Annotated in this window: 24 protein-coding genes and 1 riboswitch; of the genes, 17 read left to right on the top strand and 7 right to left on the bottom strand. The window is 72.7% G+C overall.

Annotated features, from left to right (window positions below):
• Positions 1–68: 68 nt before the first annotated feature.
• Positions 69–199: riboswitch (FMN riboswitch) on the bottom strand.
• Between the two features lie 354 nt (positions 200–553).
• Together OG898_RS24790 and OG898_RS24785 are read left to right on the top strand one after the other, a co-directional pair.
• Positions 554–2,935 (top strand): chitinase C-terminal domain-containing protein, encoded by a 2,382-nt coding sequence (locus OG898_RS24790; RefSeq protein WP_250741523.1) that lies wholly within the window; start codon positions 554–556, stop codon positions 2,933–2,935.
• Positions 2,936–3,127: 192 nt separating this feature from the next.
• Entirely contained in the window at positions 3,128–3,874 is a 747-nt protein-coding gene (locus tag OG898_RS24785; protein ID WP_266959286.1) for an SDR family oxidoreductase, read from the top strand.
• Positions 3,875–3,911: 37 nt separating this feature from the next.
• On the opposite strand, the gene OG898_RS24780 is transcribed toward OG898_RS24785, so the two are convergent.
• Positions 3,912–5,102: an ROK family transcriptional regulator gene (locus OG898_RS24780; protein ID WP_266959284.1), complete on the bottom strand. Its 1,191-nt coding sequence runs from the start codon at positions 5,100–5,102 to the stop codon at positions 3,912–3,914.
• Between the two features lie 54 nt (positions 5,103–5,156).
• Here OG898_RS24780 and OG898_RS24775 point away from each other — a divergent pair, with 54 nt between their 5' ends.
• The 5 genes from OG898_RS24775 (at position 5,157) to OG898_RS24755 (ending at position 10,119) form a co-directional block, all read left to right on the top strand.
• A complete protein-coding gene (locus OG898_RS24775) occupies positions 5,157–6,374 on the top strand; it encodes an MFS transporter (RefSeq protein WP_266959282.1) in 1,218 nt (405 codons plus the stop codon).
• Between the two features lie 88 nt (positions 6,375–6,462).
• Positions 6,463–7,866, top strand: a complete 1,404-nt coding sequence (locus tag OG898_RS24770) for a uracil-xanthine permease family protein (RefSeq protein ID WP_266960416.1) — start codon at positions 6,463–6,465, stop codon at positions 7,864–7,866.
• Positions 7,867–7,942: 76 nt separating this feature from the next.
• Entirely contained in the window at positions 7,943–8,593 is a 651-nt protein-coding gene (locus tag OG898_RS24765; protein ID WP_250741452.1) for a DUF5995 family protein, read from the top strand.
• Between the two features lie 56 nt (positions 8,594–8,649).
• Complete coding sequence (locus tag OG898_RS24760; RefSeq protein ID WP_266959280.1) at positions 8,650–9,438, top strand: alpha/beta fold hydrolase; 789 nt, start codon at positions 8,650–8,652, stop codon at positions 9,436–9,438.
• Between the two features lie 24 nt (positions 9,439–9,462).
• Complete coding sequence (locus tag OG898_RS24755) at positions 9,463–10,119, top strand: hypothetical protein (RefSeq protein WP_250741450.1); 657 nt, start codon at positions 9,463–9,465, stop codon at positions 10,117–10,119.
• Positions 10,120–10,180: 61 nt separating this feature from the next.
• Here OG898_RS24755 and OG898_RS24750 read toward each other — a convergent pair whose 3' ends face one another.
• The 4 genes from OG898_RS24750 to OG898_RS24735 form a co-directional block, all read right to left on the bottom strand.
• Positions 10,181–11,878: an NAD(P)/FAD-dependent oxidoreductase gene (locus tag OG898_RS24750; RefSeq protein ID WP_250741449.1), complete on the bottom strand. Its 1,698-nt coding sequence runs from the start codon at positions 11,876–11,878 to the stop codon at positions 10,181–10,183.
• An 80-nt stretch (positions 11,879–11,958) separates the two neighbouring features.
• Entirely contained in the window at positions 11,959–12,759 is an 801-nt protein-coding gene (locus OG898_RS24745) for a carbon-nitrogen hydrolase family protein (RefSeq protein WP_250741448.1), read from the bottom strand.
• Between the two features lie 177 nt (positions 12,760–12,936).
• Positions 12,937–13,488 carry a hypothetical protein gene (locus OG898_RS24740; RefSeq protein ID WP_266959277.1) on the bottom strand — a complete coding sequence of 184 codons (552 nt, stop codon included), beginning with the start codon at positions 13,486–13,488 and terminating at the stop codon, positions 12,937–12,939.
• Between the two features lie 44 nt (positions 13,489–13,532).
• Positions 13,533–13,703, bottom strand: coding sequence for a hypothetical protein (locus OG898_RS24735; RefSeq protein WP_250741446.1), 171 nt, complete (start codon positions 13,701–13,703; stop codon positions 13,533–13,535).
• Between the two features lie 155 nt (positions 13,704–13,858).
• Between OG898_RS24735 and OG898_RS24730 the strand changes: the two genes are divergently transcribed.
• The 6 genes from OG898_RS24730 (at position 13,859) to OG898_RS24710 (ending at position 19,123) form a co-directional block, all read left to right on the top strand.
• Complete coding sequence (locus tag OG898_RS24730) at positions 13,859–14,566, top strand: GNAT family N-acetyltransferase (protein ID WP_266959275.1); 708 nt, start codon at positions 13,859–13,861, stop codon at positions 14,564–14,566.
• A gap of 93 nt (positions 14,567–14,659) precedes the next feature.
• Positions 14,660–14,770, top strand: a complete 111-nt coding sequence (locus OG898_RS36315; RefSeq protein ID WP_323182810.1) for a putative leader peptide — start codon at positions 14,660–14,662, stop codon at positions 14,768–14,770.
• 61 nt (positions 14,771–14,831) lie between these two features.
• Positions 14,832–16,025: an LLM class flavin-dependent oxidoreductase gene (locus OG898_RS24725; protein ID WP_266959273.1), complete on the top strand. Its 1,194-nt coding sequence runs from the start codon at positions 14,832–14,834 to the stop codon at positions 16,023–16,025.
• A 26-nt stretch (positions 16,026–16,051) separates the two neighbouring features.
• Positions 16,052–17,419: an NtaA/DmoA family FMN-dependent monooxygenase gene (locus tag OG898_RS24720; RefSeq protein WP_266959271.1), complete on the top strand. Its 1,368-nt coding sequence runs from the start codon at positions 16,052–16,054 to the stop codon at positions 17,417–17,419.
• Positions 17,420–17,472: 53 nt separating this feature from the next.
• Positions 17,473–18,618: an LLM class flavin-dependent oxidoreductase gene (locus tag OG898_RS24715; protein WP_266959269.1), complete on the top strand. Its 1,146-nt coding sequence runs from the start codon at positions 17,473–17,475 to the stop codon at positions 18,616–18,618.
• 205 nt (positions 18,619–18,823) lie between these two features.
• Complete coding sequence (locus tag OG898_RS24710; protein ID WP_250741554.1) at positions 18,824–19,123, top strand: WhiB family transcriptional regulator; 300 nt, start codon at positions 18,824–18,826, stop codon at positions 19,121–19,123.
• Here the strand turns inward: OG898_RS24710 and OG898_RS24705 are convergent.
• Complete coding sequence (locus OG898_RS24705; protein ID WP_243334460.1) at positions 19,101–19,556, bottom strand: Lrp/AsnC family transcriptional regulator; 456 nt, start codon at positions 19,554–19,556, stop codon at positions 19,101–19,103. The genes OG898_RS24710 and OG898_RS24705 overlap by 23 nt on opposite strands.
• Positions 19,557–19,566: 10 nt before the next feature.
• Positions 19,567–21,060 carry an amino acid permease gene (locus OG898_RS24700; RefSeq protein ID WP_250741424.1) on the bottom strand — a complete coding sequence of 498 codons (1,494 nt, stop codon included), beginning with the start codon at positions 21,058–21,060 and terminating at the stop codon, positions 19,567–19,569.
• A 310-nt stretch (positions 21,061–21,370) separates the two neighbouring features.
• Here OG898_RS24700 and OG898_RS24695 point away from each other — a divergent pair, with 310 nt between their 5' ends.
• From OG898_RS24695 to OG898_RS24680, 4 genes are all read left to right on the top strand, one after another.
• Complete coding sequence (locus OG898_RS24695; RefSeq protein WP_266959267.1) at positions 21,371–22,495, top strand: LLM class flavin-dependent oxidoreductase; 1,125 nt, start codon at positions 21,371–21,373, stop codon at positions 22,493–22,495.
• On the top strand, positions 22,492–23,349 hold the full coding sequence (locus OG898_RS24690; protein ID WP_266959265.1) for an SDR family NAD(P)-dependent oxidoreductase: 858 nt from the start codon (positions 22,492–22,494) through the stop codon (positions 23,347–23,349). The genes OG898_RS24695 and OG898_RS24690 overlap by 4 nt, the downstream gene beginning before the upstream one ends.
• A 95-nt stretch (positions 23,350–23,444) precedes the next feature.
• A complete protein-coding gene (locus tag OG898_RS24685) occupies positions 23,445–24,482 on the top strand; it encodes a GDSL-type esterase/lipase family protein (protein WP_250741415.1) in 1,038 nt (345 codons plus the stop codon).
• A gap of 123 nt (positions 24,483–24,605) precedes the next feature.
• Positions 24,606–25,577 (top strand): SCO0930 family lipoprotein, encoded by a 972-nt coding sequence (locus tag OG898_RS24680; protein ID WP_250741414.1) that lies wholly within the window; start codon positions 24,606–24,608, stop codon positions 25,575–25,577.
• The last annotated feature ends 34 nt before the right edge of the window (positions 25,578–25,611 follow it).

The following is a 25,611-nucleotide window of genomic DNA, read 5'->3' as shown; positions in this document are numbered from 1 at the left end:
CGTTCGACGGCACGTCCCGAGGGATGTGCCGGTGGACCGCCGACGGCGGCGTACCGGTGACTGGCCCGCCGCGCACTGCCTCCCATCCGGACTTTAACCGTCGGTCCAGGAATTTCACCTGGTCAACCGGCCGCTGGCTGCGGACGGGTCGCGGACTATAACCGCCGGTTCGGAATTACACCGACCCCGGAGTGCGCTGCTACTGGTACTGAAGCCAGTGTGCCACGGGTGATCGGCGGCCATACAGGTGAGTCAATGTGGCCTGGGTCACACATTCGGCCACTCTTGAGCGCCCCGATTGCGCCGTTCGGCCGATTCGCTCCTCTCTGTACAGCCGCGCGTACGGAGGGGTGCGAGCCCTGGCGGAACGCGCGCCGGGCCTTGCCGGATCGCGCACTTTGGTCCAGACCTATTGACGGGTTGGTCTAGTCCTCTTAACGTTCCCTTCATCTTCCCCGGGAGACAGCCCGTCAGATGTGCGCACGTCACGGGCCAACACGCACCACGTTTCAGCCTGTTGTGTCCTGCCATCCTCCCCTCCCCAGGAGGCACAATGCTGTCCCCCACCAAGACGAGGGCCATGCTCCTGACGTCCGGCGCCGCAATCGCCGGGCTGCTGGTCGCGGGGCTCTCGGCGGGCGTCTCGCACGCCGCCGACAACGAGTCCTGTCGCCCCGACGGTCTGTACAAGACCGCGGGCGTGGACGTCCCGTACTGCTCGGTCTACGACACCGAGGGCCGCGAGAAGATGGGCGCCGACCACCAGCGCCGCGTCATCGGCTACTTCACGGGCTGGCGCACGGGCAAGGACGGCACGCCCGCCTACCTGCCCCACAACATCCCGTGGTCCAAGGTCACCCACCTGAACTACGCCTTCGCCCACGTCGACGGCAACAACAAGATCTCGGTCGGCTCGGACAACGCGAACAACTCCGCCACCGGGATGACCTGGCCGGGCGTCGCGGGTGCCGAGATGGACCCCGCCCTCCCTTACAAGGGCAACTTCAACCTCCTGAACAAATTCAAGAAGCAGTACCCGAACGTCAAGACGCTGATCTCGGTCGGCGGCTGGGCGGAGACCGGCGGCTACTTCGGCGACGACGGCAACCGCGTCGCGTCGGGCGGCTTCTACTCGATGGCCACCAACGCCGACGGCTCGGTCAACCAGGCCGGCATCAACACCTTCGCGGACTCCTCGGTCGAGTTCATCCGCAAGTACGGGTTCAACGGCGTCGACATCGACTACGAGTACCCGACCACGATGAAGGACGCGGGCAACCCGCTCGACTGGCAGCTCTCCAACGCCCGCCGGGCCGGACTGGTCCAGGGCTACGACGCCCTGATGAAGACCCTGCGCGAGAAGCTGGACCGGGCCGGCGCCGCCGACGGCAAGCACTACCTGGTGACCGTCGCCGCCCCCTCCTCCGGCTACCTGCTGCGCGGCATGGAGACCTTCCAGATGCAGAAGTATCTGGACTACGTCAACATCATGTCCTACGACCTGCACGGCGCCTGGAACGAGTACGTCGGTCCCAACGCCTCGCTCTTCGACGACGGCAAGGACGCCGAGCTGGCGGCCGCCAACGTCTACGGCAGCTCGCAGTACGGAGGCATCGGTTACCTCAACACCGACTGGGCCTACCACTACTTCCGCGGCTCCATGCCGGCCGGCCGCATCAACATCGGCCTGCCCTACTACACCCGCGGCCACAAGAACGTGCAGGGCGGCACCGACGGCCTGTGGGGCAAGGCCTCCGCGACCACCTGCCCGGCCGGCGCGGGTCTGACCAAGTGCGGCGACGGCGCGGTCGGCATCGACAACCTGTGGCACGACAAGGACACCAACGGGGTCGAGTCCCCCGCCGGTTCCAACCCGATGTGGCACGCCAAGAACCTCGAGAAGGGGATCGTCGGCGACTACGTCACCAAGTACGGCTTCCCGGCGAACACCACGCTGACCGGCACCTACGTCCGCAAGTACGACGCGAACCTGGTCGCCCCGTGGCTGTGGAACGCGCAGAAGAAGGTCTTCCTCTCCACGGAGGACGAGCAGTCGGTGGCGGCCAAGGCCGACTACGTGGTCGACCGCGGCATCGGCGGCACCATGGTCTGGGAGATGGCCGGCGACTACGGCTGGAACGCCGCGAAGGGCCAGTACGAGATCGGCGACACGCTGACCTCCGTGATGTACGACAAGTTCAAGGCGGCCACCCCGTACGGCGCCAAGAAGTCCAACACCGCGCTGCCGACCCAGGCCGTGGACATCAAGACGGAGTTCAACGAGTTCAAGCTCGGCGACTCCAACTACCCGATCACCCCGAAGCTCAAGATCACTAACAACACGAACGCGACGCTTCCGGGCGGCACGGAGTTCCAGTTCGACTACTCGACGGCGGCTCCGGCCAACGCCTCCGACCAGTCGGGCTTCGGCACCAAGGTGATCAAGAGCGACCACACCGGCAGCAACGTCGGCGGTCTGAAGGGCGACTTCCACCGGGTCTCGCTGAAGCTCCCGGCCTGGCAGACGCTCGCCCCGGGCGCCTCGGTCGACCTGGCCTTCAACTACTACCTGCCGGTCTCGACGCCCTCCAACTGGACGGTGAACATCTCCGGCACGACGTACGCGCTCGCCGGTGACCTGGCGCGCGGCACGACGGTGGTCCAGCCGGGCAGCACCACGCCGCCCACCACCCCGCCGACGACTCCCCCGACCACCCCGCCCACCACGCCTCCGACGACCCCGCCGACCACGCCTCCCACCACGCCTCCGGGCGGCACGTGCACCAACCCGGCGTACGTCCCGGGCAGCGTGACCACGGGCGGAACGGTCGTCTCCCACAAGGGCCGCAACTGGAAGGCCCAGTGGTGGACGCAGAACGAGGAGCCCGGCACCACCGGCGAGTGGGGCGTCTGGAAGGACCAGGGCGCCTGCTGACACCCCTCGGGGTGACCGCGTAGGTGAAGAGACGTGAGGACCCGGTGGCCCGGCGGCCACCGGGTCCTCGCGTTCCCCGGACGGCCCGGCGATCTTGCCCGGATCCGCCAACTTCCCTGGTTCCGCGGGCTGTACGGTCCCTGGTGGCGGGCTCGCACGGGAGCGCGCCGGCCTACGAAGGGAGCGGACACCATGGGCGGCATCCTGGTCACGGGAGGCACGGGGAACCTGGGGGCGCTGGTCGTCGCCCGGCTGCGGGCGGCGGGCCACGAGGACGTCCGCGTGCTCAGCCGGCACGCACCCGTGTACCCGGTGGACCTGCTGAACGGCGCCGGACTCGACGCGGCGACGGCGGGCGCCGAGGTGGTCGTGCACTGCGCGACCGCGACGCGCGGCGGTGACGAGGTGGCCGCCGGGCACCTGATCGAGGCGGCCCGGCGGGCCGGGACGGTCCGGAACATCGTCTACATCTCGATCGTGGGGGTGGACGAGGTCCCCCTCGGCTACTACCGGAGCAAGCTGGCGGTGGAGCGGCTGCTGGAGGCCTCCGGGCTCGGCGTGACGATTCTGCGGACCACGCAGTTCCACGACCTGGTGGCCCGGGTGTCCGGAACGGCGGCGAAGCTGCCGGTGGTCCTGCTGCCGAAGGGGGTCCGGGTGCAGCCCATCGCCGCCGAGGAGGTCGCGGACCGGCTCGCGGAGCTGGCGGTACCGGACCCGGCGGGCCGGGTCCCGGACATGGGCGGCCCCGAGACCCACGCGCTGACGGACCTGGGCCGCGCGTACCTGGCGGCGCGGGGCATCCACCGGCGCGTGGTGCCGCTCCCCCTGGCCGGCAAGGCGTACGCCGGGTTCGTCCGCGGCGGCAACCTGGCACCCGCGCACGCGGTGGGGAAGAAGACCTTCGCGCAGTTCCTGGCCGCCCGCGGAGCGAACTGAGGGCGGTCCGCCGTCCCGGGTCCGGCAGGGGCCCGGGTCAGGCCGTGAAGAGGACGGACTGTGCGGATTCGCGGGCGGCGAGCCGTGCCCCCGTGAGCACCGCCGTATCGCCGAGGTCGCCGGCCCGGACCTCGGTCGGGACCGGGCTCAGGGCGGTGAGGCGGCGGGCGACCCTGGCCGCCAGATCGGGTCCGCCCGCGCGGCCGAGCTCCCCGCCGAGCACGACGCAGCCGGGGTCCAGGATCGCCGCGACGGCCGCCGCCCCGATGGCCAGCCGGTCGGCGAGTGCGTCGAGGAAGGCCGGTCCGGCGGCGCCCGCGACGGCCTCCTCGACCGGCCCCCGGTAGCCGTGGGCCGCTGCGAGCGCGGCCACCCCGGCCCGCCCGGTCAGCTCGTGGAAGCCGCCGTCGCAGTTCGTGGCCGACGGGAGGCCGCCCGTCCCGGGCACCGGCAGGAAGCCGATCTCACCCGCTCCGCCGGAGGCGCCCCGGCGCAGCCGCCCGTCCAGGACCACGGCGGCGCCGACCCCTTCGCCGAGCCAGAGCAACACGAAGGAGTCCAGGTCCCGGGCCGCGCCGACCCGCTGTTCGGCCAGGGCGGCCAGGTTGGTCTCGTTCTCCACCACGACCACCGCGGGCAGCCGCCGCTGCACCGCGGCCACCAGGTCCCGGTGCCAGGCGGGCAGGCCGGCGGTGTCGCGGAGCTCCCCGGTGCCCGGGGCCACCAGCCCCGGCGCTCCGATCACCACCGTGTGGAGCCGGTCGGCGCCCGCTTCCCGGACGAGCTCCTCCAGCCGGTCCACCGCCTCCTCCACGGCGTCCACCGGCAGGGCCGCCTGGGCCAGCGGCCGGCCGAGGAGGTCGGCGACGACCGCCGTGGCGCTGTCCGTCCGTACGTCGAGCGCGGCGAGGTACGCACGCCGCGCGACGATCCCGTAGAGCTTGGCATTGGGTCCGCGCCGCTGTTCGCCCGATTCCCCGACGACCTCGATCAGTCCGGCGCCGGTGAGCCGTTCCACCAGGTCGGCCACGGAGGGCCGGGACAGGCCGGTCAGCTCCTTGAGCTGGGGCGCCGTCAGGGGTCCCTCCTCCTGGAGGAGTTCGAGGGCGAGCCGGTCGTTGATGGCCCGGGCCGTGCTCGGCGAGGCGGGGGACGGAGCGGGCGACGCGGCGCGAGTGGCGGCGCGGGTGGTGGCTGTCAGGGCCTTGGCAGGAGTCACGACGCCCATCCTAGGAGTTCCGGGGGCTAACTATCAGGCAGGGTCCCTGATAGTTTACGAGTCATGACCGGGGAACCCCAACTCAGCCCGGCGCGACTGCGCCATGCCCGCTTCGCCATCGCCGGCGTCTTCTGCGCACACGGCGCGGTCACCGGCTCCTTCGCGACCCGCATCCCCTGGATCCAGGACCACGCGCAGCTCAGCGCGGGCACCCTGGGTCTGGCCCTCGCCTTCCCCGCCGTCGGCGCCGCGCTGACGATGCCGCTGGCCGGGCGGATCAACCACCGGCTGGGCGCGCGCACCGCCCTGCGGGTGCTGCTGTCCCTGTGGACCCTGGCCCTCGTCCTGCCGAGCCTCGCCCCGAACCTGTGGACGCTCTGCTTCGTGCTCTTCGTCTACGGAGCCACCGCCGGCATGTCGGACGTGGCGATGAACGCGCTGGGAGTGGAGACCGAGAACCGGCTGGGGCGCTCGATCATGTCCTCGCTGCACGGCATGTGGAGCGTGGGCGCCCTGATCGGCTCGGCCGCCGGTACGGTCGCCGCGCACGCCGGCGCCGATGCACGTCTGCACCACCTGGTCGCCGCGCTCGCCCTGACGCTGGCCGGGCTGATCGCCGTACGGGGCGTCCTGGACCTGCGGACCGACACCGGCGGGGAGGAGGCGCCGCCGCACTTCGCGCTGCCCCCGAAGTCCGCGCTGTTCATCGGCGCGATCGGCTTCTGCGCGGTCTTCGCGGAGGGCGCGAGCCTGGACTGGTCGGCGGTGTACCTGCGGGACGTGCTGGGCACGAACGCCGGTCTCGCCGCCGCCTCCACCACCGCCTTCGCGCTGACGATGGCGCTCGCCCGGCTGGCCGGCGACAAGGTCGTGGACCGGTTCGGGGCCGTACGCACGGTCCGCGTGGGCGGCGCACTGGCCACCGCGGGCGGCCTGCTCGTGGTCACCGTCCACCAGCCGGCCGCGGCCCTGGCCGGGTTCGGGCTGATCGGGCTCGGCATCGCGGTGGTGGTCCCGCTGGCCTTCGCGGCGGCCGCGCGCAGCGGGCCGGCCCCGGCGCAGGCCATCGCCGGTGTCGCGACGATCACGTACACCTCGGGGCTGATCGCCCCCTCGGCGATCGGCGCGGTGGCCGACGCGACCTCGCTGGTGGTGTCCTTCGGGCTGGTCACGCTGCTGTCGTTCGCGCTGATCGTGGGGGCGACCGTACTGCGGCAGCGGCCGGTGGCGGCCGGGGTCCCGGCCGCCAACCGGGACGAACCTGCCCCTATCCGGCCGTAATATGGCGCCTGGTCACCTACGGCCTCGTAGCGTGACCACGCTCCCGTCGAACGACGAAGTACGAAGTACGAACGAAAAGCGGTGGAACATGGGCCTCGGCGTGCGCTGGACCCTGCACGGAGACGGGCGGACCCCCGCCCCCGGCGCGGTGGTGCGGCCGGACGAGCGGCTGTCGTGGCCGCGGACCGCCGGGCTGGGTGCCCAGCACGTCGTGGCGATGTTCGGGGCGAGCTTCGTGGCCCCGGTCCTGATGGGGCTGGACCCGAACCTCGCCATCATGATGTCGGGCGTCGCGACCGTCATCTTCCTGCTGGCGACCCGCGGCCGGGTCCCCTCCTACCTGGGCTGCTCGCTCTCCTTCGTGGGGGTCGCGGCGGCGATCCGGGCGAGCGGCGGCGACAGCGCGACGGTCACGGGCGCGGTCTTCGTGGTCGGTGCGGCGCTGTTCCTGGCGGGGCTGGCGGTCCAGCGGTTCGGGGCCCGGATCATCCACGCGGCGATGCCGCCGGTGGTGACGGGCGCGGTCGTGATGCTGATCGGCTTCAACCTGGCGCCGGTGACGGCGTCCACGTACTGGCCGCAGGACCAGTGGACGGCCCTGCTGACGATGCTGTTCACCGGGCTGGCCGTGGTCTGCCTGCGGGGCTTCTGGTCGCGGATCGCGATCTTCCTCGGCCTGATCTTCGGGTACGGGATCTCCTGGGTGTTCGACCTCGTCTTCGGCAAGATCCACTCGACGGTGGGCGGCCCCGAGGCCGTGGACCACTGGCGTCTCGACCTGTCGGGGGTCGCCAAGGCCGACTGGATCGGGCTGCCGACCTTCCACGCGCCGCAGTTCGAATGGTCGGCGATCCTGATCGCGCTGCCGGTGGTCATCGCGCTGATCGCGGAGAACGCTGGGCACATCAAGGCCGTCGGCGAGATGACGGGCGACCCGCTCGACGACAAGCTCGGCACCGCCATCGCGGCCGACGGCGCCGCGTCGATGCTGTCCACGGCGGTGGGCGGCCCGCCGAACACCACCTACTCCGAGAACATCGGCGTCATGGCCGCCACCCGCGTCTACTCCACGGCGGCCTACTGGGCGGCGGCCGGCTTCGCCCTCCTCTTCGGCCTGTGCCCGAAGTTCGGCGCGGTCGTCGCCGCGATCCCCGGCGGGGTGCTGGGCGGGATCACCGTGATCCTGTACGGCATGATCGGCCTGCTCGGCGCGCAGATCTGGATCAACGGCCGGGTGGACCTGCGCAATCCGCTGAACCTGGTGCCGGCCGCGGCGGGCATCATCATCGGCGTCGGCGGGGTCGAGTTGAACATCAGCGACAGCTTCGAGCTGGGCGGGATCGCGCTCGGCACGATCGTCGTGATCACGGGCTACCACGCCCTGCGGTACTTCGCGCCGGCGCACCTGAAGCAGCAGGAACCGCTGCTGGACTCGGGTACGTCCGCGTACGACGGGACGGCCGCCGGGGAGCCCGGGGACAAGCGGGGTTGACGGAGTTTCGCCCGAACCGGGGAAGCGTACGGCCAAGTTCCCCTGATCCCGGCCCGCGGCTGCGACGCTGCGTCCCATGGTCCCCATGGAAGCGGTGCTGGCGCGGATGCGCGCCCTGGACGAGCGGCTCCCCGAGCGGGACGGCGTCGCCGTCTTCAACCGGGTGTACCTCACGGTGACGCAGACCCTGCACGAGGGGATCGCCCACGGCGCGTTCCCCTCGCCCCGCCGGGCGGAGGCGCTCAGCGTCCGCTTCGCCGAGCGCTACCTGACGGCGGTGGAGGCCGACCGGGCCCCGGCGTGCTGGCGGCCGCTCCTGCAGTACCGCCGCCATCCCGGGATCCGGCCGCTCCAGCACGCGCTGGCCGGGATCAACGCGCACATCGGCCACGACCTGGCCCTGGCGGTGGTCGCCACCTGCCGCTCGCTCGACTGCGAACCGGCCGCGCTCGAAGCGGACTTCGACCGGGTCGGAGACACCCTGATCTCCCTGGAGGAGCACATCCGGGAGGACCTGATGCCGGGCCCGGACCTGCTGGAGATCGCGGATCCGCTGACGCACCTGCTGGGCGCCTGGAGCCTGGAGCGGGCCCGCGCGGGGGCCTGGGCCTCGGCCCGTCTGCTCTGGTCGCTGCGCCGCTCCCCCGACCTGGCGGAGGAGTTCACCGAGTCCCTCGACGCGGGCGTCGGCCTGGTCGGCCGCTGCCTGCTGACTCCGACGGGCTGAAACCCGGGCGGGCGCCCGGCGCGACACCGCCCGCAGGGACGGCCTAGCCTGGTGGCATGGCAACGGTGCAGGTCGGCGGCGTCGAGGTCGCCTACGCGCGCGCGGGTCACGGCCCTCCCCTGGTTCTCGTGCACGGAGCAGGCGTGGACGGCCGCATGTGGCAGCCGCAGCTGGCGGACCTGGAAGACGAGTTCACCGTGGTGGCCTGGGACGAGCCGGGCGCGGGGCGTTCCTCCGATCTGCCGGCCGGCTTCGCCCTGAGGGACTTCGCGCACTGCCTCGCCGCCGTGATCGAGGCGCTGGGGCTCGGCCCGGCCCACGTGGCCGGGCTCTCCTGGGGCGGGACGGTCGTACTGGAGCTGTACCGCCACCATCCGGATCTGGTCAGGACGCTGCTCCTGGTCGACACGTACGCCGGGTGGAAGGGCTCGCTGCCACCGGAGGAGGTGGCGGCCCGGGTCCAGGGCGCCGAGCGGATGCTCGCGGCGCCCCGGGAGCAGTTCGATCCGACACTGCCGGGGCTGTTCGCCGGTGACCCTCCCGCCGCGTTCGTGCCCTTGCTCGACACCATGGCGGGCGAGGTGCGGCCGGAGACCCTGGGAGCGGAGCTGTTCATGATGGCCGAGACCGACCAGCGCGACCTGCTGCCCACGATCGCGGTGCCGACCCTGCTCCTGTGGGGCGAGCTCGACGTGCGGTCGCCCTTGAGCGTCGCCCGCGCCTTCGAGGACGCGATCCCGAACGCCGAGCTCGTGGTGCTCCCCGGTGCGGGGCACGTCAGCAACCTGGAGACACCGGAGCGGTTCAACCGCGCCGTCCGCACGTTCTGCCGCGCCCACCGGTGACCGGGGCCCCGTAGGGTCGACCGCATGACCAGCTTCGCCACGCACCGGCTCCGCGTGCACGACGCGGCGCTGCCGGCCCACCGGCGGATGTCGGCCCTGCGCACCTGCCTGACCGAGTTCGCCCCGTACGGGCTCCGGGCCACCTTCCACCACTTGCGCGGCAGCGCGGGGATCCCCCGGGATCCGGCCCTGGACCCCGACGCGCTGGTGCGGGCGGTGGAGGAGCTGCGGGGCGCGCGGGAGCTCTGGCTGGCGGCCCTGCGGCCCTGGCAGGAGGCACGCCGGTTCCAGAAGCGGGCCGGGATCCGTGTCCCGGACCCGGCCGAACCGCCACGACGGGTGCGGTGCCCGAACCCGGAGTTCCATCCGCTGGGAACGCTCACCGAGGTGATGCCCCGCATCGTGCGGGCCCGGGAGTACTCCGGTCCCGGCTGCGCGGTGTGCGAGGCCGACCACGGGGAGGTGGGCTGGGCCGACGGCCATCACCTGCACTGGCTCTGCGCGCACTGCGGGGTCGCGCGCGGCCCGCTGGAGCGGTCGCCCGACGATCCCGGCCTGGCGGGGCTGCGGGCCGGGCGCTGGCGGGCCGTGTGGCGCGGCGACGCGGAGTGGGACCGGCCCGGCGCGGTGAGTCCTCCGCTGCTGACCCGGGCGGACCGCCCGACGGCGCTCCGGGCATGAGAACGGGCCGCCCCCGCGCTCGCGCGCACGGGGGCGGCCCGTGTCAGGGGGCCGGGAGGGGTCAGTCCTCCGGGAGTTCGACCGGGGCTATCTCGTCGTAGACGTCGCCCGGGCCGGGGTTGGTGGAGTCGGTGGAGCCGCCGAGGTGGTGCATGACGCCCCAGACGGCGTTGAGGGCCGTCTGGACCGCGCCCTCCGCCCAGCCCGCCGTCCAGGAGATGTCGTCGCCCGCGAGGAAGATGCCGCGCTTGTCCTCGGGGAGGCGGTCCTGCATGAAGTGGGTGAACAGGCGGCGCTGGTAGCGGTAGTGGCCCGGCAGGTTGGCCTTGAACGCGCCCATGAAGTAGGGCTCGTTCTCCCAGGACACGGTCACCGGGTTGCCGATGATGTGGCGGCGGATGTCGACCTTCGGGTAGATCTCGCCGAGGGACTTCAGCATGACCTCCATCCGCTCGTTCGCGGACAGCGGCAGCCACTTCAGGCTGTCGTCGCACCAGGTGTAGGAGAGGCAGATGACGGCCGGCTTGTCGGGGCCGTTGTCGAGGAGGTACGTGCCGCGGGTCATGCGGTCGGTGAGGGTCATCGACATGACGTCGCGCCCCGTCTCCTCGTCCTTGTCCAGCCAGAAGGGGCGGTCCACCGGGATGAAGAGCTTGCTCGACTCCATGTAGTGGGTGCGCTCGATCGCCGTCCAGTGGTCGATCGGGAAGAGCGTGTCGTCGCACGCGATCTTCGAGAGCAGCATCCAGGACTGAGCCGTGAAGATCGCGGCGCGGTACGTGCGGATGTCGCCGGTGGCGTCCGTGACCGTGATGCGGTTGCCCGCCGTGCGGTGCAGGCGGGTGACCGCCGGGCGCGGGGCGCCCCCGTGCAGGGAGGAGAGGGAGGTGCCCTGGGCCCAGTGCACGATCTTCTCCGGCTCGCGGTCCCACATGCGCAGCGGGAGCTGCTGCGAGCCGCCCACGATGCCGCGGTGGTGGTCGTCGGCCTCGGTGTAGACGACGCGCAGGATCTCGAGGATCGAGTTCGGGAAGTCGGTGTCCCAGCCGCCCGTGCCGAAGCCGACCTGGCCGAAGATCTCGCGCTTGCGGAAGGACTTGAAGGCCTCGGACTTGCAGAGGAACCCGTAGAAGGTCTCGTCGTCGAGCTTCTCGACGAGCTTCGCCCAGATCTCCCGGATGCGCGGGACGTCCCGCTCGCGCATCGCGGTGTTCATGTCGGAGAAGTCGGCGCCCTCGTCCAGGCAGGCGTTCCACGCGGCGGACACGTCACGGTAGACCTGCGGGAGGTCGGCGATGGTCTCGGCGTAGTGGGTCTCGCCCTTGAGGTCGACCACCGTCGAGGGGGTGGCCTCGGCGAGCGGGTTCGGGAAGGGCTCGGTGACCAGGCCGACGAGGTCGATGTAGTGCTGGAGGGCCGTGGAGGACGGCGGGAAGCGCATGGCGCCCATCTCCGCGGTCAGCTCCTCGGTGCCCGCGCCCTCGAAGCCCACCGTGCGCAGCCGGCCGCCGATCTGGTCCGCCTCGTAGACGACGGGCTTGAGGCCCATCTTCATCAGCTCGTACGCGGAGATGATGCCGGACAGCCCGCCGCCGATGACGGCGACCTCGGTGCCGTGCTCGGTCGCCGGTATCTGCCCGAGGCCTGCCGGGTGGGCCAGGAAGTCGTCGTACGCGTAGGGGAAGTCCGGGCCGAACATCGTGATCGGCATCTGACCGTCGCTGTGCGGGACGGCGGTGGTGGGCACCGTGGACGTCATGGGGTACGACTCCTAGCGGGGTGGGGCAGGGGGGAAGGGCAAGCAGGGGAGGGCGCGCGCCGGCGGGCGCGGGGCCGCGGTCAGACGAGCGAGGCGTACAGACCGGGGCGGCGGTCGCGCAGGTACGGGTTGGTCTCGCGCGAGACGCGCAGCAGCTCGGGGTCGGCCTCGCCGAACACCAGCTCCTCGCCGCGGCCGGCCCGGGTCCGGGTGACCCCGTCGGGGCCGGCCAGGCAGCTGAGGCCGACGAACTCGAACTCGCCCTCCGGGCCGGTGCGGTTGACGTACGCGATGTACATCTGGTTCTCGAAGGCCCGTACGGGGACCAGCTGTTCGGCGACGAACTGGAACGGGTGCATCTGCGCGGTCGGCACCAGGAGGAGGTCGGTGCCGGCGAGCGCGTGCGCCCGGACGTTCTCGGGGAACTCCACGTCGTAGCAGATCATCACGCCGACGCGGAGGCCGCCGAGGTCCGCCTGGACCACCGGGGTGTCACCGGGGGTGAAGGCCGCCTGCTCGAAGGAGCCGAAGAGGTGGGTCTTGCGGTAGTTCGCGAGCCGTTCCCCGTCGGGGCCGACGAGCTGCGCCGCGTTGAAGACGGCGTCCCCGTCCCGCTCGGGGTAGCCGTAGAGCACGGCCAGCCCGTGGCGGCGGGCGATCTCGCCGATGGCGCGGGCGGACATGCCGTCGGCCGGTTCGGCGAGCCGGGCGATGTCCTCGATCTCCAGCGCGTAGCCGGTCAGGAACATCTCCGAGGTCACGAGGAGCCCGGCCCCCGCCTGTGCGGCGCGGGCCGCGGCCTCTTCGAGCGCCTTCAGGTTGTCGGCGGTGTCGCCGAGCCGTCCGGAACTCTGGAGGAGGGCGGTGCGCAGCGGGGGCATGGGCGTACCTCTGTGGCAGGAGGGGTGGGGGTCCTTAGACGGTACGTTCGTGCGTTCGACCGGGACAAGCCGTGACCGTTGCGCTCCGCGCATCGATTCGTTGCGTGTTGGCGGGTGGCAGCGGCGATTCGTTGCGCGAAGGCTCCGTGAACGGTTCGAAGGCCCTTTTCGGGGGTTCTACGGGGCCGGGCGGAAGGCCGGGTGCACGCTCAGCCTGCGCAGGTCTTCCAGGATGTCGGGAGCGTGGTTCGAGACCACCCGGCCGCTCCAGCCGTCGCAGAGGGCGGGGACCGTGAGCGTGCCGTCGTGGTCGTGCCCGGCGGCCTCGTAGGCGCGGCGGAGCGCGTCGTGTCCCGCCGGGTCGGAGCCGGGCCGCAGGACGGTCAGGGCCACGGTGTCCCGGAGGCCCAGGTCGGCGAAGGCGGCGGTGACGCCGAGGCAGCTCGGACAGTCGTCGGCGGCGACGTACAGCCGGTACCGGTGCGGCTCGGGCGAGAACCCGGTCCCGATGCGGCCCCGCAGGACGGCGGCCGCGGCCGGGGCGAGGCTCCGGGCGGGCACCGGGACGCGGCTCTGGGGAAGCGCCGCCTGGACAAGGGGCTGCGCAGGGTTCTGGACAGGGGTCTGCGCAGAGGTCTGGACATGGGTCTGGGCAGGCGTCTGGACATGGGTCTGGGCAGGCGTCTGGACATGGGTCTGGGCAGGCGTCTGGACATGGGTCTGGGACATGGGTCTCCTCGGTCTGTGTGCGTACGCGCGTGCTCGGCGGGGCCTCAGGAGGCCGGGGCCGTGGCACTGCAGACGCGGAGGAGATCTATGTGCAGCCGGCGGGTGAGCCAGGAGCGGCGCAGCGGGGTGGCGACGGAGGAGGGCGTGGTGGCGGAGGGTGTGGTGCCGGAGGGTGCGGTGAGCTGGTCCACCGGGCCCCCCTTCCTGTCCGCCACCCCCATTAGGCTGGCGTTCGCAGTCTCATGGCACCGCCAGGGGCCGTCAAGACCGCCCGCAAGAGTCCGTACAAGTGCCCGCACGGGCGCCTGCACGACGGCCCGCACGCGTGCTCGTACGCGTGCCTGCGCCCGATGGAAGGAAGCTCCCGCTCATGTCCAGTGAGTCCCGGCCCGGTGCGGTCCTCGACAATCCCGTCTGGGCCGCGCTCGACGGCCCGCACCGGGGCTTCGCCGAGATCGGCCCCGCCGGGCTCGCCGCCCGTTACGCGGCCGGGGTGTCGCCCTTCGCCGCGCTCTGCGACCCGGAGGATCCGCGGGCCTGGGCGGACCTGGCCGAGCTCGCCGGCCCCGGCCAAGAGGTGTGGGTGACCGGACTGCCGACCCCGCCCGCGGGCTGGGAGACCCTGATGTCGATACCGGGCGTACAGCTGGACGGCCGGGCGGTACGGGGCAAGGAGGAGCCGGAGGCGGTCCTGCTGGGGCCGGCCGACGTGCCCGAGATGCTGGAGCTGGTCGAACTGACCCGGCCCGGCCCGTTCGGGGAGCGCACCGTCGAGCTGGGCACGTACCTCGGGATCCGCCGCGGCGGCCGGCTCGTCGCGATGGCGGGCGAGCGGATGCGGCCGCCGGGCTGGTCGGAGATCAGCGCCGTCTGCACACACCCCGGTCACCGGGGCGAGGGGCTCGCCGGGCGGCTGATCCGCGCGGTCGCGGCCGCCGTGGAGGAGCGCGGGGACTCCCCGTTCCTGCACGCCGCGGCGGAGAACACCGGGGCCGTGGGGCTGTACCTCTCGATGGGGTTCACCCTGCGCCGCGAGCCGGTCTTCATCGGGCTTCGCACGCCCGACACGAAGGCTTAACACGGATTGACATTGCATCCGTTGTGGCCCGGTCCCTCCTGATCTAGCGTCGGGAGCACGACCGGGACCGACGAGCGAAGGGGGTGGCCCGGCATGACCGTACGAACCGCCGGTGACGCCCTCACCCCGCGCTGCGCCGTCCGTCTGCACTCCCGCGCGCACATCGACCTCCTGCGCGTCGCCGGCTCCCTCTGTCGTTCCTGATCAGCGTTTCGCGATCCGCTCCATCCTTCGCCGCGCCGCCCGATCAGGAGGCAGTTCCGCCATGCCCGTGCACCCTTCCCCCTCCCCTGCGTCCTCCCCCGCGCTCCACCTCGCCGTGGCCCTCGACGGTGCCGGCTGGCATCCCGCCGCCTGGCGCGAACCGGGTGCGGACGCCGACCGGCTGTTCACCGCCGGGTACTGGGCCGCGCTCGTCGCCGAGGCCGAGGCCGGGCTGCTGGACTTCGTCACCTTCGAGGACTCGCTGAGCCTGCAGTCCACCGATCCGGCCGGGCCCGACGGCCGCACCGATCTGGTGCGGGGCCGGCTCGACGCGGTGCTGGTCGCCGCCCGGGTGGCGCCGCTGAGCCGGCACATCGGGCTGGTGCCGAGCGTGGTGGCCACCCACACGGAGCCGTTCCACGTCTCCAAGGCGCTCGCCACCCTGGACTACGTGAGCCGCGGGCGCGCCGGGCTGCGCATCCAGATCTCCGAACGGCCCGACGAGGTACGCCACTTCGGGCGCCGAACGGCGCCCCTGGAGCCGGCCGAGCTGTACGGGGAGGCCGCGGACCACGTCGAGGTGGTGCGGCGGCTGTGGGACAGCTGGGAGGACGACGCCGAGATCCGCGACGTGGCCACCGGACGGTTCATCGACCGCACCAAGCTGCACTACATCGACTTCGAGGGCCCCCGGTTCAGCGTGAAGGGCCCCTCGATCACCCCGCGGCCGCCCCAGGGCCTGCCCCCGGTGAGCGCGCTGGCCTCGGACGCCACCGTGTACCCCTTCCTCGCCCGGTCGGCCGACATCGGCTACGTGCCCGCGCACGATGCCGGCGAGATCCGCTCCGCCGTCGCCGCGCTCCCCGGCACCCCGCACCTGTTCGGCGAGCTGACGGTCTTCCTCGACGAGCAGCCGGCCGCGGCGGAGCGACGGCTCCAGCGGCTGGACGCCGCGCACGGGGCCGCGTACACGAGTGACGCCCCCGTCTTCGCGGGGACTCCGGCGCACCTCGCCGACCTGCTGCTGGAGGGGCGGGAGGCCGGGCTGACCGGCTTCCGGCTGCGGCCGGGGGTGCACGCCCACGACCTGCCGGCGATCACCCGCGGCCTGGTCCCGGAGCTCCAGCGGCGCGGGGCGTTCCGGCGGGCCTACGAGGCCTCCTCGCTCCGCGGCCTGCTGGGGCTGCCGCGCCCGGCGAACCGGTACGCCGCCGACCCGCAGGCCCCCGCCGCCACCGCTTCCCCCGCCGCCTGATCCCCCAGGAAGGACCGACAGCACCCATGAGCAAGCCGCTCAAGCAGATCCATCTCGCGGCGCACTTCCCCGGGGTCAACAGCACCACCGTGTGGAGCGACCCGGCCGCCGGGAGCCAGATCGACTTCGATTCCTTCGTCCATTTCGCGCGGACCGCCGAGCGCGCGAAGTTCGACTTCCTCTTCCTCGCCGAGGGTCTGCGCCTGCGCGAACAGGGCGGCGAGATCTACGACCTGGACGTGGTGGGCCGCCCGGACACCTTCACCGTGCTGGCGGCGCTCGCCGCCGTCACCGAACACCTCGGGCTGACCGGCACCATCAACTCCACCTTCAACGAACCGTACGAGGTGGCCCGCCAGTTCGCCTCCCTCGACCACCTGTCGGGGGGCCGCGCCGCCTGGAACGTGGTCACCTCCTGGGACGCCTTCACCGGGGAGAACTTCCGGCGCGGCGGTTTCCTGCCGCGCGAGGAACGCTACGAGCGGGCCAGGGAGTTCCTGGACACCGCCCACGAGCTCTTCGACTCCTGGGACGGCGCTGAGATCCTTGCCGACCCGGTCTCCGGGGAGTTCCTGCGGGACGCGGGCCCCGGCGCCTTCGCCCACCGGGGCAAGCAGTTCGACATCTCCGGGCACTTCAACGTGCCGCGCAGCCCCCAGGGCCGGCCGGTGATCTTCCAGGCGGGCGATTCGCACGAGGGGCGGGAGTTCGCCGCGGCCTCCGCGGACGCCATCTTCGGCCGGTACGGCACGCTGGACGAGGGCCGCGCCTTCTACGCGGACGTCAAGGGGCGCCTGCCCCGGTACGGGCGCACCCCCGACGAGCTGAAGATCCTCCCGGCGGCGACCTTCGTGTTCGGCGACACGGACGCCGAGGCGCGGGAGCTGGCCCACGAGGTGCGGCGCCTGCAGGTCAGCGGGGCGACCGCGATCAAGTACCTGGAGCACGTCTGGAACCGGGACCTGTCGGGCTACGACCCGGACGGCCCGCTGCCGGACGTGGACCCCGAACCCGGGGAGAACACCATCGCGCTGGGCCGGGCGAGCGTGCGCATGAACCGCGACCCGGTGGCCGTCGCGCGGGAGTGGCGGGAGCGGGCGGCCGCCGGGGGCCTGTCGATCCGGGAACTGGTGATCGAGACGACCGCCCGGCAGTCCTTCGTGGGCTCGCCGCTCACCGTCGCCCAGGCCATCGACGCCCTGGTCCAGGCGGACGCGGCCGACGGATTCATCCTGGTCCCGCACCTGACCCCGGGCGGCCTCGACGCCTTCGCGGACACCGTCGTCCCGCTGCTCCAGGAGCGCGGGGTGTTCCGCCGGGAGTACGAAGGCCCGACGCTGCGCGACCACCTCGGGCTGGCCGCGCCCCGCGCGCTCGCCCCCGTGCACGGCTGACCCCGGCCCCGCAGGACCCCGTCCCAAGCCCGTCCCACAGAAGGGGGAACACCATGCCCGGTATCCCGCTCGGGGTCCTCGACCTCGTCCCCATCCCGTCCGGCTCCACGGCGGCCGAGGCCCTGCGCGGCAGCGTCGACCTGGCCCGGCAGACCGAACGGTTCGGCTACGTCCGCTACTGGTTCGCCGAGCACCACCTCAATCCGGGGGTCGCGGGGACCTCGCCCGCCGTCGTGCTGGCGCTGACCGCCTCGGCCACCTCCACGATCCGGATCGGCTCGGGGGCGGTCCAGCTCGGGCACCGCACGGCCCTGTCGACGGTCGAGGAGTTCGGCCTGCTGGACGCGGTGCACCCGGGGCGGATCGACCTGGGTCTGGGGCGCTCGGCGGGCGGCCCGCCGGCGCGCCGTGCCGGGGCCGAGCCGCCGGTGGCGTACACCACGGCGAACGGCCTGCGCATACCGAAGCCCTTCTCCTTCGCCCACCTGCGCGGTCACCCGCGGATCGCGCTCCAGCAGCGGCTGTTGCAGCTGCCGGGGGCCACGGCGCAGGAGTACTCCGAGCAAGTGGGCGACGTACTGGCCCTGTTGCGCGGGGAGTACCGCTCGCCGGAGGGGGTGGAGGCGCATGCCGTGCCCGGGGAGGGCGCCGAGGTGCAGGTGTGGGTGCTGGGGAGCAGCGCGGGGGTGAGCGCGGAGTCGGCCGGTGCGAACGGGCTCCGGTTCGCTGCGAACTACCACGTCAGCCCGGCGAGCGTGCTGGAGGCCGCCGAGGCCTACCGGGCCGCCTTCAAGCCCTCGGCCGGGCCGGGCGGGCTGGACCGGCCGCACCTGACCGTGTCCGCCGATGTCGTGGTGGCCCCGGACGACTCCGAGGCCCGGGAGCTGGCCGCCGGGTACGCGCCGTGGGTGCACAGCATCCGGTCCGGTGAGGGTGCGATCCCCTTCCCCTCGCCGGAGGAGGCCCGCGCGCTGACCCGGGGGTGGTCCACGGCGGAGCACGAGCTGGTCGCGGACCGGGTGGAGACGCAGTTCGCCGGTTCGCCGGCCGCCGTCGCCGACCAGCTGGAGCAGCTGCGGGACGCGACCGGTGCGGACGAGCTGCTGATCACCACGATCACGCACGGGCACGCCGACCGGGTGCGCTCGTACCGGCTGCTGGCCGGGGAGTGGGCGCGGCGGGGGCATCTGCGCTGGTAGGCCGGGCCGTTGCGGGGATTTCCGCGGGCGGGTTTGGCGGGCGGGTTTGACGCGGAGCGGAGCGGTCACACGCGTGGAGGACACAGTCTGCGACCTCGGCGCGAAGGGAACCGTCATGAACCGCAGCCCCTCCAGGGCGGCCACGTCCACCCCGTCCACCGCACCTCCCGCGACTCCCCGCGTCCCCGCGGCCCGCACGGCCCGGCTGCCCGGGTCCGCCGGACACCACTGGCAGTGGCAGTCGCGGGCTGCCTGCCGCGAGCTCGGCTCGACGCGGTTCTTCCATCCCGCCGACGAGCGGGGCGAGGACCGGGAGCAGCGCGACGAGGCCGCGAAGCAGGTCTGCGCCGGATGCCCGGTGCGCGCGGCGTGTCTGGAGCACGCCCTGCGCACGCGGGAGCCGTACGGGGTGTGGGGCGGTCTGACCGAGGAGGAGCGCCGCGAGCTGCTGCGCAAGCGCGGGAAGCGGGGGGCGGGGACCGCTACGCGGGCGCGCCGGAGGTGAAGCGGCGCAGGAGCGGGGAGAGGACGAGGACGGACTTGGTGCGCTCCACGAAGGGCTCGCCCGCGATCCGCTCCAGGACCCGCTCGAAGTGCCGCATGTCGGAGGCGAAGATCTGGACGAGGGCGTCCGCGTCGCCGGTGACGGTCGACGCGGACACCACCTCGGGGTAGCGCTCCAGCCCCCGCCGGATGTCGTCCGGCGAGGTGTTGTGGCGGCAGTACATCTCGATGAAGCCCTCGGTCTCCCAGCCCATCGAGGCGGGGTCCACGCGGACGGTGAAGCCGGTGATGGCTCCTTCGGCGCGCAGCCGGTCCACACGCCGTTTGACGGCGGGGGCCGAGAGTCCGACCTCGGAGCCGATGTCCGCGAAGGAGCGGCGGGCGTCCTTGGCCAGGGCGTGCACGATGCGTTCGTCGAGATCGTTCAGTCGCACTACGGGTGAATCACTTCTCTGCTGCGGCCGGCTGCGTAGCGGTCGGCTGGGCTGTGGCCAGTCGGGAACGGCGGATGCCGTACTGGAAGTAGACCACGAGGCCAACGGCCATCCAGCCACCGAAGACGATCCAGGTGGCGGTGTCCAGGCTGAGCATCATGTAGCCGCAGGCGAGCAGGCCCAGGATCGGCGTGATCGGGAAGAGCGCCACCTTGAAGGTGCGCGGCATGTCCGGGCGGGTCTTGCGCAGGATCACGACGGCGACGTTGACGAGGCCGAAGGCGAAGAGGGTGCCGATGCTGGTGGCGTCCGCCAGCTTGCCGAGCGGGATGAAGGCCGCGAGCGTGCCGCAGAAGAGGGAGACGATCACCACGTTGGCGCGGGGGGCGCCGGTCTTCGCGTCGACCTTGGCGAAGACCTTGGGCACGAGGCCGTCGCGGGACATGGCGAAGAGGATGCGGGTCTGGCCGTAGAGGACGGCGAAGACCACGGAGGCGATGGCGACGACGGCACCGGCGGCGAGGACGACGCCCCAGAAGGTGTGGCCGGAGACGTCGGTCATGATCTGGGCGAGCGCGGCCTCGGTGCCCTCGAAGTCCTGCCACGGCATGGCGCCGACGGCGACGAAGGCGACGAGGACGTAGAGCACGGTGACGATCAGCAGCGAGAGCATGATCGCGCGGGGCAGGTCGCGCTTGGGGTTCTTCGCCTCTTCACCGGCGGTGGAGGCGGCGTCGAAGCCGATGTACGAGAAGAAGAGCGTGGCGGCGCCGGCGCTGATGCCGGTGATGCCGAGCGGCGCGAGCGGGGCGTAGTTGCCGGCCTTGATGCCCATGAAGCCGATGCCGATGAAGAGCAGCAGGGTGACGATCTTCACGCCGACCATGATCGAGTTGATCCGGGCGCTCTCCTTGGCGCCGCGCATCAGGAAGACCATGGCGAGCAGGACGACGACCAGGGCCGGCAGGTTGATGAAGCCGCCTTCGCCCAGCGGGGCCGAGACGCCGTCGGGGATGGTGACGCCTATGGTCCCGTCGAGGAGCTCGTTGAGGTACTCGCCCCAGCCGACGGCGACGGCCGCGACGGAGACCCCGTACTCCAGGACCAGGCACCAGCCGCAGACCCAGGCGACGAGCTCGCCCATGGTGGCGTACGAGTACGAGTACGAGGATCCGGAGACCGGCACCGATCCGGCCAGCTCCGCGTAGGAGAGGGCCGAGAACAGGGCGGTCAGGCCCGCGATGACGAAGGAGATCGTGACGGCGGGGCCGGCCTTGGGGGCCGCGGTGCCGAGGACGACGAAGATGCCGGTGCCGAGCGTCGCGCCGATGCTGATCATGGTCAGCTGCCACATCGTGAGCGAGCGGCGCAGGGAGCCGCCCTCACCCTGGCCGCCCTCGGCGACCAGCTGCTCCACCGGCTTGCGGCGCAGGAGCGGGTGGGCGGGCTTGCGCGGCGCCTCGGGGGCGGGAGCGAGCGGTGGCGCCTGGCCGTGGTCGAGCACGAGGGGACTCCTTTGTCACTGCGGGTGGGGTGTGAGGCATCGACCGCAGCGGTCCGGAGCAGGAGCAGGCCGGGAAGGCCTGGGCATGGGGGACCGCCGAGCAGGCGGTCCACGCCACTCCACGTACAGCGAGTGAGCCTACGAGCTGAGTGATACCGCCCGTAATGCACCATCCTTGCACATAGGCGACTGATCGTTGCGCGGATCTGTCATGGATGGTCCTTTGTTGCGCGGGGATGATCGATCAGTGCGCGGGCCATCCCGACCCCGCATTCTTGACACTTCGTCAGATCTGCCGCAGCGTGCCGCCATGGACCTGGACGTGCTCTACGAGATCGACGTGCCGCGGCCCTGGCGGGGAGCCCACCCGCACGGCCAGCGGGCCGCTGAGCAGCGCGCTTACCGGGAGGCGGTGGAACAGATCCGGCTCGCCGACCGGATGGGCTTCCGTACCGTCTGGGCGGTCGAGCACCACTTCCGCGAGGGCCGCTCGCACTGCCCGGCCCCCGAGGTGCTCCTCGGACACCTGGCCGGGCTCACCGAGCGGATCCGGCTGGGCTTCGGCGTGACCCTGACCCCCTTCGCCTTCACGCCGCCGCAGCGCATCGCGGAGAAGGTCGCCACCGTCGACGTGCTCTCCGGCGGCCGGGTGGAGTGGGGCACCGGCCGCTCCACGCCCATGGAGCAGGCGGCCTTCGGGGTGGACCGGGAGAAGTCCCGCGACGACTGGCGCGAGGCCATCGAGATCGTGACCGGAATGTGGCGCGAGGAGTACTTCGCGTACGAGTCGGAGCGTTTCGCCTTCCCGCGCCGCATGGTCACCCCCAAGCCGGTGCAGGATCCGCACCCGCCCGCCTGGATGGCGGCCACCTCCCCCGGCTCCGCGGAGGTCGCGGGCGCGCACGGCCTCGGGCTGCTGTCCTTCTCGATCATGCAGCCGCTGGAGGCGATGGCCGCCCAGGTGGCCGCCTACCGGGCCGCGGCCGCCGCCCCGGGCCCCCTCACCGACGTCACCACGGACCGGGTCGCCGCCTACACCCTGGTCCACGCCACCCCGCCGCGCACCGAGCCGGGTCCCCGGGTCTGGGAGTCGGTCGCCTGGTGGTACTCCAACCTGGCGCAGTTCACCCTGGAGTGGGAGCTGCCGCACCTGAGCCCCGAGGAGCGGGAGCGGACCTTCCCGCTGCTCACGCCGATCCTCGAAGGGAACGTACCCGTACGGGAGTTCAGCGACGGGGACATGATCCTCATCGGGGACGCGGAGACGATCGTCGCCAAGGCCAAGCGGTACGCGGACCTCGGCGTCGACCAGCTCATCTGCTACGTCCAGTGGGGCTACCTGGAACACCGGGAGATCCTGCGGACCCTGGAGATCCTGGGCAAGGAAGTCATCCCGGAACTGGCCCGGTACACGCCCCGGAAGGCCTCCGCGTGAGCGACGGCCCCGACACCACCGCCGACGCCTCCCCCGATGTCCCGTCCGCCCCCGACACCTCGTCCGTCCCCGACTACGCCGCCCTGCACCGGCTCGACGGCCGGGCCCTGGTCCTGCTCGGCGCGGGCAACGGCATCGGCCGCCAGACCGCGCACGCGCTGGCCGCGGGCGGAGCCCGCGTGCTGTGCGTGGACGTGGACGAGGAGCGGGCCCGGGCGGTCGCCGCCGAGACCGGGGGCGTCCCGTACGCCGCCGACGTCACGCGGCGCGAGGCCGTACGGGAGCTCTTCGCCGCGGCGCCGGAGCTGCTCGGGGGCCGCCCGGTCGGCGGGGTCGTCGACATCGTCGGCATGGCCCGGTACGCCGCGCTGCCCGAGCTGGACGACGAGGGCTGGGACTGGCACTTCGACCTGGTGCTGCGGCACGCCTGGCTGGCCGTGCAGTACGGCGGCGAGGCCGTCGCCGCGGCCGGCGGCGGGCCGCTGGTCTTCGTCGCCTCCGTCTCCGGGCTCACCGCCGCCCCGCTGCACGCCGCGTACGGAGCCGCGAAGGCCGGCCTGATCTCCTTGGTGCGCTCGGCGGCGGTAGAGCTTGGCCCGCGCGGGGTACGGGTCAACGCGGTGGCACCGGGGGTGGTGTGGACCCCGCGGGTGGCCGCCCTGCTGGGCCCGGAGGGGCGGAGGCAGAACGCGGCGAACGCCCCGCTGGGCCGGGTCGCGGAGACCCGGGACATCGCGGCCGCGCTGTACTTCCTGGCTTCGCCGCAGTCCTCGTACATGACGGGCCAGACGCTGGTCGTGGACGGCGGCGTCGGCGTGAAGTTCCCGTACCCGACGGTCGGAGGCGCACGATGAGCACACGGGAAGCCGGGCCGGACGCAGGCTCGGACGTAGGCATAGGCACAGGCACAGGTGTAGGCGCAGACATAGGCGTAGATGCGGGCGCAGGCATGGGCACAGGTGCGGGAACGCCCGCGCACGCAGGCTCGGAGGCCGGGCCGTGGCTGGATCCGGGGCCCTTCCTGCGCGGGGTGGCCTGGCTGGACGGGGGCCGGCCCGTGCGGGCCGATCCGGCCGACACCATGCGGCTGCCCTGGGACACCGGCGAGCGGGCCACGCTGCCCATCGGGGTGCGCCTGGAGTTCACCGCGCCCGGCACCCGGGCGGTGGAGATCCACTACCGGGCGACCGTGCCCGGCCCCACCGACGCGCTGCGCGACCTGGCGCACGGGTTCGCCCTGTGGGACCGGCACGGGGTGGTCGGCGAGCTGTACACCGAGCCGGCCGCCGAGGCCGTCGTACGCCTCGAACTGCCGGGCGGCTCCGGCCCGTTCACCATCCACCCGCCCGAGACCCAGTCCCCGCTGATCCTCGGCCTGCGCGGGATCGGCGGCCCGCTCGCCCCCGCACCGCCCGCCACCCGCTGGGTGGTGCACGGCGACTCCATCACCGAGGGCTGGTGGTCCACCCGGCCCGCGCACGGCTGGCCCTCGGTGGCCGGGCGGGCGCTCGGCTGGGACACCGTCAACCTCGGCTACGCGGGCGCCGCGCGCGGGGAGCTGGCCTGCGCCGAGCAGCTCGCCGGACTCCCCGCCGACGTCCTCACCCTCGCCTTCGGCACCAACTGCTGGTCCCGCGTGCCCTTTTCGGCCCCGCTGCTGTACGAGACCACCCGCGCGTTCCTCGAACTGGTCCGCCAGGGTCACCCCCGGACACCGCTGCTCCTCCTCTCCCCCGTGCTGCGCCCGGACGCGGAGCGCACCCCGAACAAGCTGGGCGCCACCCTGGGCGCCCTGCGCGACGCGATGGAGCGCGCCACCCGGGAGCGGATCGCCGCCGGGGACGAGCGGCTGGTGCTGCTGCCGGGGCGGGAGCTGCTGGGCCCCGAGCACTTGGCGGACGGGCTGCACCCCAACGACGCCGGACACCGCACGCTCGGCCTCGCTGTGGCCACGGCCGTGAAGCGGGCCGGGTTCGACCTGGGGTGAGTGAAACAGCCCACATCGGAGGAATTGAACAGACCGGCCCCGCCAGGGCGTGTCCTGCACAAGTTGCCGCCGCTCCACTCCGCTCGGACGGATGAAAGCGGCGGCGCAGGCAGGGACACACACGTGGGAGAGATCAAGATGGGCATCAAGCGCGGAACCACCCTGGCGGCCGTGGCGGTCGCCGTCGCACTCACCGCGACCGCGTGCGGCGGGAGCGACTCGGCGGGCGACAACGCCAAGCCGGCCGGAGCGGTCGCCGCTCCCTCCCAGGCCCCGTCCTCGGGCGACGGCTACGGCTCGGGCTCCGACGCCGCCGCGGCCGGCGCCGGCGACGCCAAGCCCGCGGGCCAACTGGCCATCGCCCAGGACGAGAAGCTCGGCTCCGTCCTCGCCGACAGCGCGGGCTTCACCCTCTACCGCTTCGACAAGGACACCGCGAAGCCGTCCAAGTCCTCCTGCGACGGGGACTGCGCGAAGGTCTGGCCGGTGGTCGCGGCCGGCGACGCCACCGCCGCGGCGGGCATGGACCCTGCGCTGCTGGGCGAGGTGGTCCGTACCGACGGAAGCAAGCAGCTGACGGTGGCGGGCTGGCCCGTGTACCGGTACAGCAAGGACACCAAAGCGGGCGACACCAACGGGCAGGGAGTCGGCGGCACCTGGTTCGCGGCGGCTCCCGACGGCAAGAAGGCGGCGAAGGCGGCCCCCGCACCCGCCGGCGCCGGCGCCGGCCAGGCCTCCGGCGCGCTGACCGTGGCCAAGGACCCGAAGCTCGGCGACCACATCGTCGACGGCAACGGGATGACGGTCTACCGGTTCAAGCCCGACACCGCGTGGCCGATGGTCTCCAAGTGCGAGGGCGACTGCGTGGCCAAGTGGCCGGTCGTGCCGCCGGTGGACCAGGCGAACGCCAAGGGGATCATCCAGAAGAACTACCTGGTGCTCGACCGCCCCGACGGCAAGAAGCAGCAGACGGTGAACTGCTGGCCCGTCTACACCTTCACCGGTGACAAGAAGGCCGGCGACATCAACGGCCAGGGCGTCGGCGGCACCTGGTACGCGGTCGCCCCCGACGGCAAGCTCATCACCGTCCAGTAGACCGGCCCTCGCTGAGACCGGTCCCCCGACACCG

Origin of the sequence: Streptomyces sp. NBC_00193 (assembly GCF_026342735.1) — a bacterium.
GTDB classification, from domain to species: Bacteria; Actinomycetota; Actinomycetes; order Streptomycetales; family Streptomycetaceae; genus Streptomyces; species Streptomyces stoeckheimensis.
This window is presented reverse-complemented; position numbering and strand designations above follow the sequence as displayed.

Coding starts and splice junctions, on each gene's coding strand:
- OG898_RS36315 (WP_323182810.1), top strand. CDS start 14,660: ATGACCGTACGAACCGCCGGTGACGCCCTCACCCCGCGCTGCGCCGTC.
- OG898_RS24775 (WP_266959282.1), top strand. CDS start 5,157: ATGACCGGGGAACCCCAACTCAGCCCGGCGCGACTGCGCCATGCCCGC.
- OG898_RS24715 (WP_266959269.1), top strand. CDS start 17,473: ATGCCCGGTATCCCGCTCGGGGTCCTCGACCTCGTCCCCATCCCGTCC.
- OG898_RS24740 (WP_266959277.1), bottom strand. CDS start 13,488: ATGTCCCAGACCCATGTCCAGACGCCTGCCCAGACCCATGTCCAGACG.
- OG898_RS24780 (WP_266959284.1), bottom strand. CDS start 5,102: ATGGGCGTCGTGACTCCTGCCAAGGCCCTGACAGCCACCACCCGCGCC.
- OG898_RS24685 (WP_250741415.1), top strand. CDS start 23,445: ATGGGCACAGGTGCGGGAACGCCCGCGCACGCAGGCTCGGAGGCCGGG.
- OG898_RS24695 (WP_266959267.1), top strand. CDS start 21,371: ATGGACCTGGACGTGCTCTACGAGATCGACGTGCCGCGGCCCTGGCGG.
- OG898_RS24730 (WP_266959275.1), top strand. CDS start 13,859: ATGTCCAGTGAGTCCCGGCCCGGTGCGGTCCTCGACAATCCCGTCTGG.
- OG898_RS24785 (WP_266959286.1), top strand. CDS start 3,128: ATGGGCGGCATCCTGGTCACGGGAGGCACGGGGAACCTGGGGGCGCTG.
- OG898_RS24760 (WP_266959280.1), top strand. CDS start 8,650: ATGGCAACGGTGCAGGTCGGCGGCGTCGAGGTCGCCTACGCGCGCGCG.
- OG898_RS24745 (WP_250741448.1), bottom strand. CDS start 12,759: ATGCCCCCGCTGCGCACCGCCCTCCTCCAGAGTTCCGGACGGCTCGGC.
- OG898_RS24720 (WP_266959271.1), top strand. CDS start 16,052: ATGAGCAAGCCGCTCAAGCAGATCCATCTCGCGGCGCACTTCCCCGGG.
- OG898_RS24790 (WP_250741523.1), top strand. CDS start 554: ATGCTGTCCCCCACCAAGACGAGGGCCATGCTCCTGACGTCCGGCGCC.
- OG898_RS24770 (WP_266960416.1), top strand. CDS start 6,463: ATGGGCCTCGGCGTGCGCTGGACCCTGCACGGAGACGGGCGGACCCCC.
- OG898_RS24765 (WP_250741452.1), top strand. CDS start 7,943: ATGGTCCCCATGGAAGCGGTGCTGGCGCGGATGCGCGCCCTGGACGAG.
- OG898_RS24725 (WP_266959273.1), top strand. CDS start 14,832: ATGCCCGTGCACCCTTCCCCCTCCCCTGCGTCCTCCCCCGCGCTCCAC.
- OG898_RS24750 (WP_250741449.1), bottom strand. CDS start 11,878: ATGACGTCCACGGTGCCCACCACCGCCGTCCCGCACAGCGACGGTCAG.
- OG898_RS24755 (WP_250741450.1), top strand. CDS start 9,463: ATGACCAGCTTCGCCACGCACCGGCTCCGCGTGCACGACGCGGCGCTG.